General features: G+C 71.7%; 13 protein-coding genes. 8 read left to right on the forward strand and 5 right to left on the reverse strand.

Annotated elements, in window-relative coordinates; all coding sequences use genetic code 11:
• Positions 1–9 precede the first annotated feature (9 nt).
• Both MUY22_RS24215 and MUY22_RS24220 read left to right on the forward strand, forming a co-directional pair.
• The gene (locus MUY22_RS24215) at positions 10–708 is read left to right on the forward strand and encodes a response regulator transcription factor (protein WP_247062827.1); all 699 of its coding nucleotides are present in this window, start codon (positions 10–12) and stop codon (positions 706–708) included.
• Positions 705–1,361 carry a response regulator transcription factor gene (locus tag MUY22_RS24220; RefSeq protein ID WP_247062829.1) on the forward strand — a complete coding sequence of 219 codons (657 nt, stop codon included), beginning with the start codon at positions 705–707 and terminating at the stop codon, positions 1,359–1,361. Before MUY22_RS24215 ends, MUY22_RS24220 begins: the two co-directional genes overlap by 4 nt.
• 78 nt (positions 1,362–1,439) lie before the next feature.
• On the opposite strand, the gene MUY22_RS24225 is transcribed toward MUY22_RS24220, so the two are convergent.
• Complete coding sequence (locus MUY22_RS24225) at positions 1,440–2,231, reverse strand: carbon-nitrogen hydrolase family protein (protein WP_247064089.1); 792 nt, start codon at positions 2,229–2,231, stop codon at positions 1,440–1,442.
• A gap of 84 nt (positions 2,232–2,315) precedes the next feature.
• Between MUY22_RS24225 and hisD the strand changes: the two genes are divergently transcribed.
• The 3 genes from hisD to hisB are packed head-to-tail and all read left to right on the forward strand — an operon-like array spanning position 2,316 to position 5,334.
• Entirely contained in the window at positions 2,316–3,641 is a 1,326-nt protein-coding gene (hisD, locus tag MUY22_RS24230) for a histidinol dehydrogenase (RefSeq protein ID WP_247062831.1), read from the forward strand.
• A complete protein-coding gene (locus MUY22_RS24235) occupies positions 3,638–4,738 on the forward strand; it encodes a histidinol-phosphate transaminase (protein WP_247062833.1) in 1,101 nt (366 codons plus the stop codon). Before hisD ends, MUY22_RS24235 begins: the two co-directional genes overlap by 4 nt.
• Positions 4,735–5,334, forward strand: coding sequence for an imidazoleglycerol-phosphate dehydratase HisB (gene hisB, locus MUY22_RS24240; protein WP_247062835.1), 600 nt, complete (start codon positions 4,735–4,737; stop codon positions 5,332–5,334). Before MUY22_RS24235 ends, hisB begins: the two co-directional genes overlap by 4 nt.
• Here hisB and MUY22_RS24245 read toward each other — a convergent pair.
• Complete coding sequence (locus tag MUY22_RS24245; RefSeq protein WP_247062837.1) at positions 5,331–6,068, reverse strand: MBL fold metallo-hydrolase; 738 nt, start codon at positions 6,066–6,068, stop codon at positions 5,331–5,333. The genes hisB and MUY22_RS24245 overlap by 4 nt on opposite strands.
• A gap of 17 nt (positions 6,069–6,085) precedes the next feature.
• Between MUY22_RS24245 and MUY22_RS24250 the strand changes: the two genes are divergently transcribed.
• The gene (locus tag MUY22_RS24250) at positions 6,086–6,244 is read left to right on the forward strand and encodes a hypothetical protein (RefSeq protein ID WP_247062838.1); all 159 of its coding nucleotides are present in this window, start codon (positions 6,086–6,088) and stop codon (positions 6,242–6,244) included.
• 70 nt (positions 6,245–6,314) lie between these two features.
• Here MUY22_RS24250 and MUY22_RS24255 read toward each other — a convergent pair whose 3' ends face one another.
• Positions 6,315–8,510 (reverse strand): MMPL family transporter, encoded by a 2,196-nt coding sequence (locus tag MUY22_RS24255; RefSeq protein ID WP_247062839.1) that lies wholly within the window; start codon positions 8,508–8,510, stop codon positions 6,315–6,317.
• A gap of 207 nt (positions 8,511–8,717) precedes the next feature.
• Between MUY22_RS24255 and MUY22_RS24260 the strand changes: the two genes are divergently transcribed.
• Complete coding sequence (locus MUY22_RS24260) at positions 8,718–9,311, forward strand: TetR/AcrR family transcriptional regulator (RefSeq protein WP_247062840.1); 594 nt, start codon at positions 8,718–8,720, stop codon at positions 9,309–9,311.
• Between the two features lie 373 nt (positions 9,312–9,684).
• On the opposite strand, the gene MUY22_RS24265 is transcribed toward MUY22_RS24260, so the two are convergent.
• Positions 9,685–10,233, reverse strand: a complete 549-nt coding sequence (locus tag MUY22_RS24265) for an RNA 2'-phosphotransferase (protein WP_247062841.1) — start codon at positions 10,231–10,233, stop codon at positions 9,685–9,687.
• Positions 10,234–10,267: 34 nt separating this feature from the next.
• Complete coding sequence (soxR, locus tag MUY22_RS24270; protein ID WP_247062842.1) at positions 10,268–10,729, reverse strand: redox-sensitive transcriptional activator SoxR; 462 nt, start codon at positions 10,727–10,729, stop codon at positions 10,268–10,270.
• Positions 10,730–10,782: 53 nt separating this feature from the next.
• On the opposite strand from soxR, the gene MUY22_RS24275 reads away from it, so the two are divergent.
• The gene (locus MUY22_RS24275; RefSeq protein WP_247062843.1) at positions 10,783–11,475 is read left to right on the forward strand and encodes a thiamine pyrophosphate-dependent enzyme; all 693 of its coding nucleotides are present in this window, start codon (positions 10,783–10,785) and stop codon (positions 11,473–11,475) included.
• Position 11,476 lies beyond the last annotated feature (1 nt).

Raw genomic sequence — 11,476 nt, forward strand, 5'->3', positions numbered from 1 at the left:
GTCGTGCACATGACAGAAGAGCGCTCGACCGAAGACGCACTGGCCGCGATGGGCAAGATCCGGGTCGCGGTCGTCGAGGACCACCCGCTGTACCGCGTTTCCGTGGAGCGCGTGCTGGCCGAGGCCGACTTCGTCGAGCTCGGCGCGGTGGTCGACTCGGTCGCGCGCTTCCACGTCCATCGGCAGCCGCCGGGCAGCGTGGTGCTGCTCGACCTCGGCCTCCCGGGTGTCGCGGGCGCGGCGGCCGTGCTGGAGGTCTGCGAGCTGGGCCACCACGTGCTCGTCGTGTCCGCCCAGGCGGAACCGGACGTCGTGCTCGGCGCGATCGCGGCCGGCGCGCGCGGTTTCCTGTCGAAGGACGTCGACGCCGACGAGCTGCTGATCGCGATCAAGACGGTCGCCGACGGCGGCGCGTACGTCTCGGCGGTGGTCGCCGGGATGATCATCAAGGACAACGCCGACCGCCCGGTCACCGCGGCGGAGGTCGAGCTGTCACCGCGTGAGGAACAGGTGCTGCGGCTGGTCGCGGCGGGGGAGCGGGACGTCGACATCGCCCTGATCCTCGGCATCGGCGTCCGGACGGTGCGCGGCTACCTCGACCGGATCCGCGACAAGACGGGCGAACGCCGGCGGCCGGGGCTGGTCAAGGAAGCCATCCGGCGCGGTCTCATCGGCGGGTCCGGCCCGCGGCGCGGCGGTCGCAAGTGAGCGACTCCGGCGAGCAGACCCCGGCCCCGCGGCGCATCCGCGTCGGCGTGATCGAGGACCACCCGCTCTACCGGTACGCGCTGACCCGCGTGCTCACCGAGGCCCCGGACATCGAGCTGGGCGCGGTCGCCGACTCGGTGGCCCGCTTCGCCGTGCAGGAACAGCCGGCCGGCAGCGTCGTGGTGCTCGACCTCAAGCTGCGTGGCGTCCAGGACGCGGCCGCGGTCCTGGAGGTGGGGCACATGGGGCACAAGGTGCTGGTGGTGTCCGCGCACGCGGAGCAGCCCGAGGTGCTGGGCGCGATGCAGGCGGGCGCGAAGGGCTTCCTGTCGAAGGACGTCGACGGCGACGAGCTGCTGCGCGCCATCCGCACGATCGCCGACGACAACGCCTACGTGTCGCCGACGCTGGCCGGGATGATCATCCAGGACAGCGAGGAGCGGCACGCCGGGCCGAAGATAGTGCTGTCGGAGCGCGAGAAGCAGGTGCTGCGCCTGGTGGCGGCGGGCGAGCGGGACGTCGACGTCGCGGAGATCCTCAACATCAGCGTCCGCACGGTCCGCTCCTACCTGGACCGCATCCGCGACAAGACGGGCGAACGCCGCCGCGCGGGCTTCGTCCGGGTGGCGATCCGCGAAGGCCTGCTCCGCTAAGCCGTCACTTTCGCCAGGAAAGATGCGTCCGGAGGGGCCTCCGACGTATCTTTCCTAGCGAAAGTTCCGCTTTGCGGTTCAAAGCCGGCGGTTGGCCAGGGCGCCGGTCGCCGTGCGGGCTCGCGCGGAAATCGCCGGGTCGACGTCCACCACCAGCGTCTCCGCGCCCGGGCCCGCCGCGGCGTGCACCCGGCCGAAGCCGTCGGACGCCAGGGAGTGGCCGATGCCCGTCGGCGCCTTCGGGTTCACCGTGACGCCCGTCGCCGCCGGGTCGGCCTGGCCGCACGCCAGGACCCAGCAGCCCGAGTCCAGCGCGCGGGCCCGTACCAGGACCTCCCACTGCTCGCGCTTGCCCTCGCCCGCGCCCCACGACGCCGGCAGCAGCACGACGTCGGCGCCGTCGTCGGCCAGCGACCGGAACAGCTCCGGGAACCGGACGTCGTAGCACGTCGCGACGCCGTAGACGACGCCTTCGAACTCGAACGTCGTCAACGAAGCGCCCGGCGCCACGGTGTCGGACTCGGCGAAGCCGAACGCGTCGTAGAGGTGGATCTTGTCGTAGCCGCGGTGGTGCCCGCCGCCGGTGACCAGCAGCGTGTTGCGCACCCGGCGGTCCGCCGGGGTGAACATCCCGGCGACGACCACCACGTCGTGCTCGGCCGCCACCGCCGCGACCGCCGACGCCCACGGCCCGTCCAGCGGCTCGGCGACCGTGTCGAGGGGCCGGCCGAAGCGCGCCATCGTCGCCTCCGGGAACACGACGATCCGGGCGCCGTCGGCGACCGCCGCTTCGACGCCCGAGCGAACCAGCTTCAGGTTCGCTTCCGGGTCGTCACCCGAGTTGAGCTGGCACAACGCGATTCGCGCCACCGTGGCCTCCTGCATGCTGGGATCCGCCGTCACCGGGGAGTATCGCCGAACGGGCCGGGATCGTGACCTCGTACCCTGGTGGGCATGCTGAACCGCACCGACCTGCGTGGGCAGGTCCCGACCGCCGCCGAACTGCGCGCCACCCTCCCGCGTGCCGAATACGACGTGGACGCGGCGCTGCATCAGGTGCGGCCGGTGGTCGAGGCGGTCCGCGACCGCGGTGTCGAAGCCGTCCTGGAGTACACCGAGAAGTTCGACAAGGTCCGGCCGGTGAGCGTGCGCGTGCCGCGCGAGCGGCTCACCCAGGCCCTCGCCCAGCTCGACCCGGCCGTGCGCGCCGCGCTGGAGGAGTCGATCACCCGCGCCCGCAAGGTGCACGAGGGGCAGCGCCGCACCGACGTCACGACCACGGTCGTCGACGGCGGCACGGTCACCGAGAAGTGGGTCCCGGTCGAGCGCGTCGGGCTGTACGCGCCGGGTGGGCTCGCGGTGTACCCGTCGACCGTGGTGATGAACGTCGTCCCGGCGCAGATCGCCGGCGTCGGCTCGCTGGTCGTCTGCTCACCGCCGCAGGCCGGGTTCGCCGGCCTGCCGCACCCGACCATCCTCGCCGCGGCCGAGCTGCTCGGCGTCGACGAGGTCTGGGCGGTCGGTGGCGCGCAGGCCGTCGCGCTGCTGGCCTACGGCGGCACGGACACCGACGGCACCGAGCTGACCCCGGTCGACGTCGTCACCGGCCCGGGCAACATCTACCTGACCGCGGCGAAGCGGATGCTGCGCGGCCTGATCGGCATCGACTCCGAAGCCGGCCCGACCGAGATCGCCATCCTCGCCGACGAAACGGCCGACCCGGTGCACGTCGCCGCCGACCTGATCAGCCAGGCCGAGCACGACCCGCTCGCCGCGAGCGTCCTGGTGACGACGTCGGAGGAGCTGGCCGACGCCGTCGACAAGGAGCTGGTGGGGCGCGTCTCGGCGACCAAGCACACCGAGCGCGTCACCGAAGCGTTGGGCGGCAAGCAGTCCGGTGTCATCTTGGTGTCCACTGTGGACGACGGCCTGACCGTGGTCGACGCCTACGCCGCCGAGCACCTCGAGATCCAGACGGCGAACGCGCGCGAGGTCGCCGCCCGCGTCCGCAACGCCGGCGCGATCTTCGTCGGCGCGTACGCCCCGGTCTCGCTCGGCGACTACTGCGCCGGCTCCAACCACGTGCTGCCCACCGGCGGGTTCGCCCGCCACTCCTCGGGCCTGTCCGTGCAGAGCTTCCTCAAGGGCATCCACGTCGTGGACTACTCCGAGGACGCCCTGCGCGAGGTCGCCGGCCGCGTCGTCGCGCTGGCGAACGCCGAGGACCTGCCGGCGCACGGCGAAGCCGTCACGGCCCGATTCGCGGGGGAGGCCCGATGACCATCGGCGAAGAGATCACGCTGGACGAGCTGCCGCTGCGCGACGACCTGCGCGGCAAGTCGCCCTACGGCGCGCCGCAGCTGGACGTCCCGGTCCGGCTCAACACCAACGAGAACCCGTACCCGCCGCCGCCCGAGCTGGTCGCGGACGTCGCCGAGGCCGTCCGCGCGGAGGCGGCCGAGCTGCACCGCTACCCGGACCGCGACGCCCTCGAGCTGCGTCACGACCTGGCCGACTACCTGAGCGTGTCGACGCGGGTCGTGCTCACCGAGGAGAACGTCTGGGCCGCCAACGGGTCCAACGAGGTGCTGCAGCAGATCCTGCAGGCCTTCGGCGGTCCCGGGCGCAGCGCGCTCGGCTTCGAGCCGTCGTACTCGATGCACCCGATCATCGCGTCGGGCACGCGCACCGAGTGGCTCCCGGCGCCGCGCCGCGCCGACTTCACGCTCGACACGGCCGCGGCGGCGTCGGTGATCGCTGAGAAGCGGCCGGACATCGTGTTCGTCACCAGCCCGAACAACCCGACCGGCGGCTCGATCCCGCTCGACGAGCTGCGCGTGGTGCTGGACGCGGCCACCGGGATCGTCGTCGTCGACGAGGCGTACGCGGAGTTCTCGTCGCAGCCCAGCGCGGTCGAACTGCTGGCCGACTACCCGGCGCGGCTGATCGTGTCGCGCACGATGAGCAAGGCGTTCGCCTTCGCCGGCGGCCGCCTCGGTTACCTGGCGGCGGCCCCCGCGGTCGTCGACGCGCTGCTGCTGGTGCGCCTGCCGTACCACCTCTCGCGGCTGACCCAGGCGGCCGCACGCGCTGCGCTGCGCCACGCCGACGCGACGCTGGGCACCGTGCACAAGCTGGCGGCGGAACGCGACCGCGTCGTGGAGGCGTTGGCGGGCTTGGGATTCGACCCGGTGCCGAGCGACTCGAACTTCGTCCTCTTCGGACGGTTCGCTGCGCCTTCGGTGGCCTGGAAGTCCTATTTGGACAGAGGCGTGCTGATCCGGGACCCGGGCATCCCCGGGCACCTGCGCGTCAGCATCGGCACCCCGGAGGAGAACGACGCCTTCCTCGAGGCGAGTAAGGAAGTATCACGATGACGCGCATCGGCAAGGTCGAGCGGACCACCAAGGAGTCCTCGATCTCCGTGCAGCTGGACCTCGACGGCACGGGCGAGGTGGAGATCTCGACCGGCGTCCCGTTCTACGACCACATGCTGACGGCGTTCGGCGTGCACGGCTCGCTGGACCTCAAGGTCGAGGCGACGGGCGACGTCCACATCGACGCGCACCACACGGTCGAGGACACGGCGATCGTGCTCGGCCAGGCGATCCGCCAGGCCCTGGGCGACAAGAGCGGCATCCGCCGCTTCGGCGACGCCTGGATCCCGATGGACGAAACCCTGGCCCACGCGACGATCGACGTCTCGGGCCGGCCGTACTGCGTGCACGTGGGCGAGCCGGAGCAGTTCACCACCTTCACGATCGGCGGCAACTACCCGTTCGTGCTGACCCGCCACGTGTTCGACTCGCTGGCGTTCCACGCCCAGATAGCGCTGCACGTCCGCGTCATCCACGGCCGCGACCCGCACCACATCGCGGAGGCGGAGTACAAGGCGGTGGCCCGTGCCCTGCGCGCGGCAACGGAACCGGACCCCCGCGCGGGCGGCATCCCCTCCACGAAGGGCGTGCTCTAGACCGCGAACACCGCGCCGGGGGTCGCGACCTCGACCGGTCCCGGGTGGACGGCCGAGGCGCGCTCGACGGCGTCGGCGGCGCCGAGGAACGGCCCGAGGTGGGTCAGCGCGAGCCGCCCGGAGCCGTGCGCGGCCCGGGCGGCGTCCTCCGGCGTCAGGTGCACCGTCGACGGCTCCGGCCCGTCCGCCTCGCAGAGGAACAGGTCGGCGCCGTTGGCCAGTTCGGTGAGCGCGGCGCACGGGCCGGTGTCACCGGAGTACGCCAGCACCCGGTCGCCGTCGGTCACGCGGACGCCGAACGCCGGGAAGCCGTGGTCCACCGCGGTGGTCGCCAGTGTCAGCCCGCCGGCCTCGGCGAAGTGACCGTCGTGCAGTTCGTGCACCTCGAACGCCTCGCCGATCGGCGCCGCCGCGGTGTTCGTCAGGAACGCGCCGAGCCGGGCCGCGATGCCCGGCGGGCCGTACAGCGGGACCGGCCGCGCCGGGCGGAGGTCGGCGAACAGCAGCGCGTACACCGCCGGCAGCAGGTCGGCGACGTGGTCCGCGTGCAGGTGCGAGATCCAGATCGCGTCGATGTCGGTGAGGGTGGTGTGCTCCTGCAGCGCGGCCAGGGTGCCGGGCCCGGCGTCCAGCCAGAGCGTGGCGCCCGCGCTGCGCACGAGGTACCCCGAGCACGGCTCGCCGGGGCGCGGGTAGGGGCTGGCACTGCCCAGCACGATCACGTCGAACGGCATGTGGCACCCTAACCAGCGTGAGCAAGGAAGTAGTGGGCGTCCTGCTGCTGGCCCTGGGTGGTTTCCTGGTGGGCGGCGTCTATTCGGCCTGGAAGACGGCCAAGTTCATGGCGGTTGTCCTGGGCATCGCGGCCGTACTGGCCATCGGCGGCGCCATCTTCTGGTTCGCCAGCTGACCCCGTAAAGCCGTGAAGGCCTCCTTACCGGCTCTTATGGCCGGTAAGGAGGCCTTCACGGACTTTGCGGCTAGCGGCTCGCGCCGACCAGTTCGCGCGGGTCGTCGCCGGGGGCGTCGTCCAGGTGCTTCGTGAGCTTCTCGCCCTCGACGTCGACGTCCGGCAGGATCCGGTCGAGCCACTTCGGCAGCCACCAGGCACCGCGGCCGAGCAGCGACATCACGGCCGGCACCAGCGTCATCCGGACCACGAACGCGTCCACCAGCACGCCGAACGCCAGCGCGAAGCCGATCGACTGGATCAGCGTCGACTCGGCCAGGATGAACCCGGCGAACACGCTGATCATGATCAGCGCCGCCGCGACGACCACGCGGGCGCCGTGCCGGAAGCCGGTGACCATGGCCTCCTGGGGTTCGGCGCCGTGGACGTGCTCCTCGCGCATCCGCGTCACCAGGAACACCTGGTAGTCCATCGCGAGTCCGAAGAGGACACCGATGAGCAGGATCGGCAGCATGCTCATGATCGGCCCGGTCGACTCGACGCCGAGCAGGTCCGTCAGCCAGCCCCACTGGAACACCGCGACCACGGCGCCGAACGTCGCGGCGACCGAGCCGAGGAAGCCGATCGTCGCCTTCAGCGGCACCACGACCGAGCGGAACACCAGCATCAGCAGGATGAACGCCAGCCCGACGATCAGGGCGAGGTAGGGCAGCATCGCGTCGGACAGCTTCTCCGAGACGTCGATGTTCGCCGCCGTCTGCCCGGTGACGGCCAGCTTCGCGCCGGTCGCCTCCTGCAGCGTCCCGGATTCGGTGCGGATCGCCGCGACGAGGTCTTCGGTCTGGGTGCTGCTCGGCCCGCTCTTGGGGATCACCGAGAGCAACGCCGTGTCACCGTTCTGGTTGACCTTCGGCGGGGTGACGGCGGCGACGTCGGGCAGCTTCTGGATGTCGGCCGCGGCCTGGCCGAGCGCGGCCTGGCGGTTGGTGCTCGAGCCGACGTCGACGACGACCAGCAGCGGCCCGTTCGCGCCTTCGCCGAAGCTGCGGCTGACGATCTCGTACGCCTTGTGTTGCGTGGACTCCGGCGCGGCGGTGCTGTCGTTGGGCAGGCCGAGCTGCATGCCGAGCGCGGGCAGCGCGACGACGGCCATCCCGGCCAGCGCGACGAGCAGCACCGGCCAGCGGTGGCGGGCGACGAACCGCGCCCAGCGCTCGCCGTGCGTCGTCTCGACCGGCTTGCGGCGCAGGCGGATCCGCTCGCCGGCGACCCGCTTCCCGGCGAAGCCGAGGATGGCGGGCAGCAGCGTCAGTGCGATGACGACGGCGACCGCGACGGTGACCGCGGCGGCCACGCCCATCTGGCCGAGGAACGGGATGCCGATGACGGTCAGCCCGGCCAGCGCGATGATCACGGTGAGACCGGCGAAGACGACGGCGGACCCGGCGGTGCCGGTCGCGCGGCCCGCGGCTTCCTCGGGACTGCGGCCGAGCTTGAGCTCGTGCCGGTAGCGCGACACGATGAACAACGCGTAGTCGATGCCGACGGCGAGCCCGATCATCAGCGCCAGGATCGGCGTGTTCGAGTTCAGCTCGAGGAAGCCGGAGGCGAGGAAGATGCCGCCCATCCCGGTGCCGACGCCGATCAGCGCGGTGAGCAGCGGGATCCCGGCGGCGATCAGCGAGCCGAAGGTGATGATCAACACGACGGCCGCGACCGCGACGCCCAGGCCTTCGGTCGCGCCGGTTTCGGGGATGCCCTGCACCGCGTCGCCGCCGAGCTCGACGGTGAACCCGGCCGCGCGGGCGGCGTTCGCGGTGTTCAGCAGCGCCTGGCGGTCCTCGTCGGTGAGCTCGTAGGCCTTCGCGCCGTAGCTGACCTGCGCGAGGGCGACGCGCTTGTCGGGCGAGATCGACTGGGCCTGGAACGGGTCGACGACGCTCGACACCTTCGGCGCGGTCTTCAGCTGCCCGACGAGCGCCTCGACGGTGGCCTTGCCCCGGGCGTCGGCCACGGTGGTCCCGGCCGGGGCCTCGATCACGACGCGCGCGGTGGCGCCCCCGGCGTTGGCCTGCGGGAACTTCTCGGTGAGCTGGTCGATCGCCCGCTGCGACTCGGTGCCGGGGATGGTCACCGAGTTGGACAGCTGGCCCGACAGCGTCAGCGCGCCCAGTCCGAGGGCCACGAGTACGGCCGCCCAGACGGCCGCGACCAGCGCGCGCCGCCGGAACGACAACCGGCCCAGCCGGTATAGGAAGGTCGCCACGAGTCAGCTCCGTTTCGCCCGAACGGGGTCGGTTCACTCCATCTGATTACTTTCCAAGCTAGCCGATCGGCAAGGAGGCGTCCAAGCCGATCGGCAAGTATGTGACTTGTCGAACAGCAAGGAGTTCGCTTGCCGATCGGCAAGTAAGCGGGTTTGCCCGTGAAGAGGGGCTTGACGTACGCTCCGACGACTCGCTGAGGAGGAAGAATGACCGCCGGCCCGGCCGAGGACACCCGGACCCGACTGCTGCACACCGCGCTGCGGCTGTTCACCGAACACGGGGTCGAAGGCACGTCGCTGCAGATGATCGCCGACGCGCTCGGCATCACGAAGGCCGCGGTCTACTACCACTTCAAGACGAAGGCGGAGCTCACCGAGGCCGTCGCCGAGCCCGGTATCCGCGACCTGGACGAGCTGGTCCTGCGCGCGGCCGCGCAGAAGCGCCGCGGTGCGCAGGTGGACCTGCTGCTGGAGGGGTTCGTCGACCTGGTGGTCCGGCACCGCACGCTGGTGGCGCTGTTCTCGAGCGACCCGGGCCTCATCCGCGCGATCGAGAAGTCGGCCCACGGCGGCATGGAGGGCTTCGGCCAGGCGCTGCTCGGCATCCTGTCGGGCCCGGACCCGGACACGGCGGCCCGCGTCAACGCGATGGTGGCCCTGACGGGCATCGCGATGGCCGGTGGCTCCCCGGACCTGGCCGGCCTGGACGACGAAGAACTCCGCACGGAACTCCTCGACGTCGGCCGCCGCCTCCTGGGCCGCCCCCGCCGCCGAGCCCACCTCCCGATCTCAACCCTCTAACCCGCGAGCCCCCCCCCGCCTCGCGAGTCGACCCCCCAACCACGCGAGATACCCCTCCAGTCACGCGAGATACGCGCCTAATCACGCGAGTCCCGCGCTCAATCACGCGAGTCCCGCGCTCAGCCATGCGAGATACGCGCCCAATCACGCGAGTCCCGCGCTCAATCACGCGAGATGCGCGCTCAATCACGCGAGTTCGGGTTCTGATCCCGCGAGCCGACCCTCCAGGTACGCGAGCCGAGTCCTCTGGGCACGCGAGCCGACTGTCCCGGTACGTGAGCCGACCCTCTGGGTACGCGAGCCGACCCTCCGGGTACGCGAGTCGTCCATCCCGGTACACGTGTCGTCCGCTCAGGTGCGCGTGTCGGCCGTGTCAGGCCAGGCGGTGGAGGTGTTCCGGCGGCACCACGGCGGTCAGCCACACGCTGTTCGCGCTCACCTGGAAGGTGCGGCCCGCGGCCGCCATCGCGGCGGCGTCCACCCGGAGGATGACCGGCTTGCCGCGGCGGGCGGCGACCGTCCGGGCCGTGTCGATCGTCGCCGACAGGTGGACGGCGTGGCGGTTCATCGGGCGCAGGCCGTCGCGCAGGATCGCGTCGAGGAACTTCGCCACCGTGCCGTGGTAGAGGACGGCCGGCGGCGGCGTGTCCGCCAGGCCGAGGTCGACGTCCACGCTGTGGCCCTGGCTCGCGCGGATCATGGTGCCGGTGTCGTCGAAGGCGTACCGGCGTTTGCTGTTGGTCTCGACGACTTCGTCGAGCTGCTCGCGGGTGAGCGTGAAGCCGTGGGCGCGCAGCGCGCGCAGGAGCGCGTCGACCGCCACCCAGCCGCCGGGGCCGAGGGTGAGGCCGATCGCGGCGGGGTCGTGGCGCAGGTGCAGCGCCAGCCGTTTCGAGATGCGGATCATTTCTTCGTCGTTCATTGCCTCCCCAGGATCCCGCCGTGGGCAAGCGATTTTAGATGCCGCCCTCGACCGCGGGACGCAGTTTGCTGGCGCCGGGCCCGAAGCGCGCGAGGTCGTCGTCGTTGTTGTAGAGCGCGCAGCTGCGCAGCGATAGGCAGCCGCAGCCGACGCAGCCGGTGAGGCGGTCGCGAAGGCGTTGCAGGGCGTCGATCCGGGCGTCGAGCTCGTGCTGCCAGTCGCGGGAAAGGCGGGCCCAGTCGGCCTTCGTCGGCGCGTGGTCGACGGGCAGGGTCGCCAGCGCCGCGCTGATGTCTTCCAAGGAGAGGCCGACCCGTTGCGCCGCGCGGATGAACGCGATCCGCCGCAGCACCGAACGCGCGTAGCGGCGCTGGTTGCCCGCCGAGCGCTCCGAGCTGATCAGCCCTCGTTCCTCGTAGAACCGCAGCGCCGTGTGCGGTACCCCGCTGCGGTCTGCCACTTGCCCGATGCTGAGATGTTCGGCGAGCCTCGTCACCGGCTCAGGCTAGCCTTGACTTCGAGTTTAGTCGAGGTTGCATCGTCGGAAGCATGACCACTGCGACCGAACCGGGTTACGCCGAGCTGCCCCGACTCATCTCGCTGATGACGGGCGACGACAAGCACCAAGCCGCCGCGGAGTCCACAGTGGACGTCCTGTGGGTGCTCTACGACCGCGTGCTCGACATCACGAACGGGAACTTCCGCGAGCCGGACCGCGACCGGTTCCTGCTGTCGAAGGGGCACGGGCCGATGGCGTACTACGCCGTGCTGACCGCGAAGGGCTTCCTGGACGAGGCGGAGCTGCCGACGTGGTCCGACCCGGTGTCGCGCCTCGGCCGCCACCCGGACCGGCGGCGGATCCCGGGCGTCGAGATCTCCAGCGGCTCGCTGGGCCACGGCCTCCCGATCGCGCTCGGCACGGCGCTGGGCCTGCGCGCCCGCGGCCTGTTGTCACCCAAGGTGGTGACGCTCATCGGCGACGCCGAACTGGACGAGGGCTCGAACCACGAGGCGATCGTCGTCGCCGCGCGCTTCGCGCTCGAGAACCTCACGACGGTGGTGATCGACAACCAGTCGTCGACGCGCGGCTGGCCGGGCGGCATCGCGCGCCGGTTCGACGTCGAAGGCTGGGAGACGCGCACGGTGCCCGGCCGCGACCACGACGCGCTGTACGACGCGTTCGCCACCCCGCACCCGGGCCGGCCGCTCGCGGTCGTCGCCGTCGTCGAACCGAAGGGCTGAA

It is taken from the genome of Amycolatopsis sp. WQ 127309, assembly GCF_023023025.1.
GTDB lineage: Bacteria > Actinomycetota > Actinomycetes > Mycobacteriales > Pseudonocardiaceae > Amycolatopsis.

Excerpts from the sequence above, each read along its gene's own strand:
- hisB (WP_247062835.1), top strand. The coding sequence starts at position 4,735 with ATGACGCGCATCGGCAAGGTCGAGCGGACCACCAAGGAGTCCTCGATC.
- MUY22_RS24275 (WP_247062843.1), top strand. The coding sequence starts at position 10,783 with ATGACCACTGCGACCGAACCGGGTTACGCCGAGCTGCCCCGACTCATC.
- hisD (WP_247062831.1), top strand. The coding sequence starts at position 2,316 with ATGCTGAACCGCACCGACCTGCGTGGGCAGGTCCCGACCGCCGCCGAA.
- MUY22_RS24235 (WP_247062833.1), top strand. The coding sequence starts at position 3,638 with ATGACCATCGGCGAAGAGATCACGCTGGACGAGCTGCCGCTGCGCGAC.
- MUY22_RS24245 (WP_247062837.1), bottom strand. The coding sequence starts at position 6,068 with ATGCCGTTCGACGTGATCGTGCTGGGCAGTGCCAGCCCCTACCCGCGC.
- MUY22_RS24215 (WP_247062827.1), top strand. The coding sequence starts at position 10 with ATGACAGAAGAGCGCTCGACCGAAGACGCACTGGCCGCGATGGGCAAG.
- MUY22_RS24265 (WP_247062841.1), bottom strand. The coding sequence starts at position 10,233 with ATGAACGACGAAGAAATGATCCGCATCTCGAAACGGCTGGCGCTGCAC.
- MUY22_RS24260 (WP_247062840.1), top strand. The coding sequence starts at position 8,718 with ATGACCGCCGGCCCGGCCGAGGACACCCGGACCCGACTGCTGCACACC.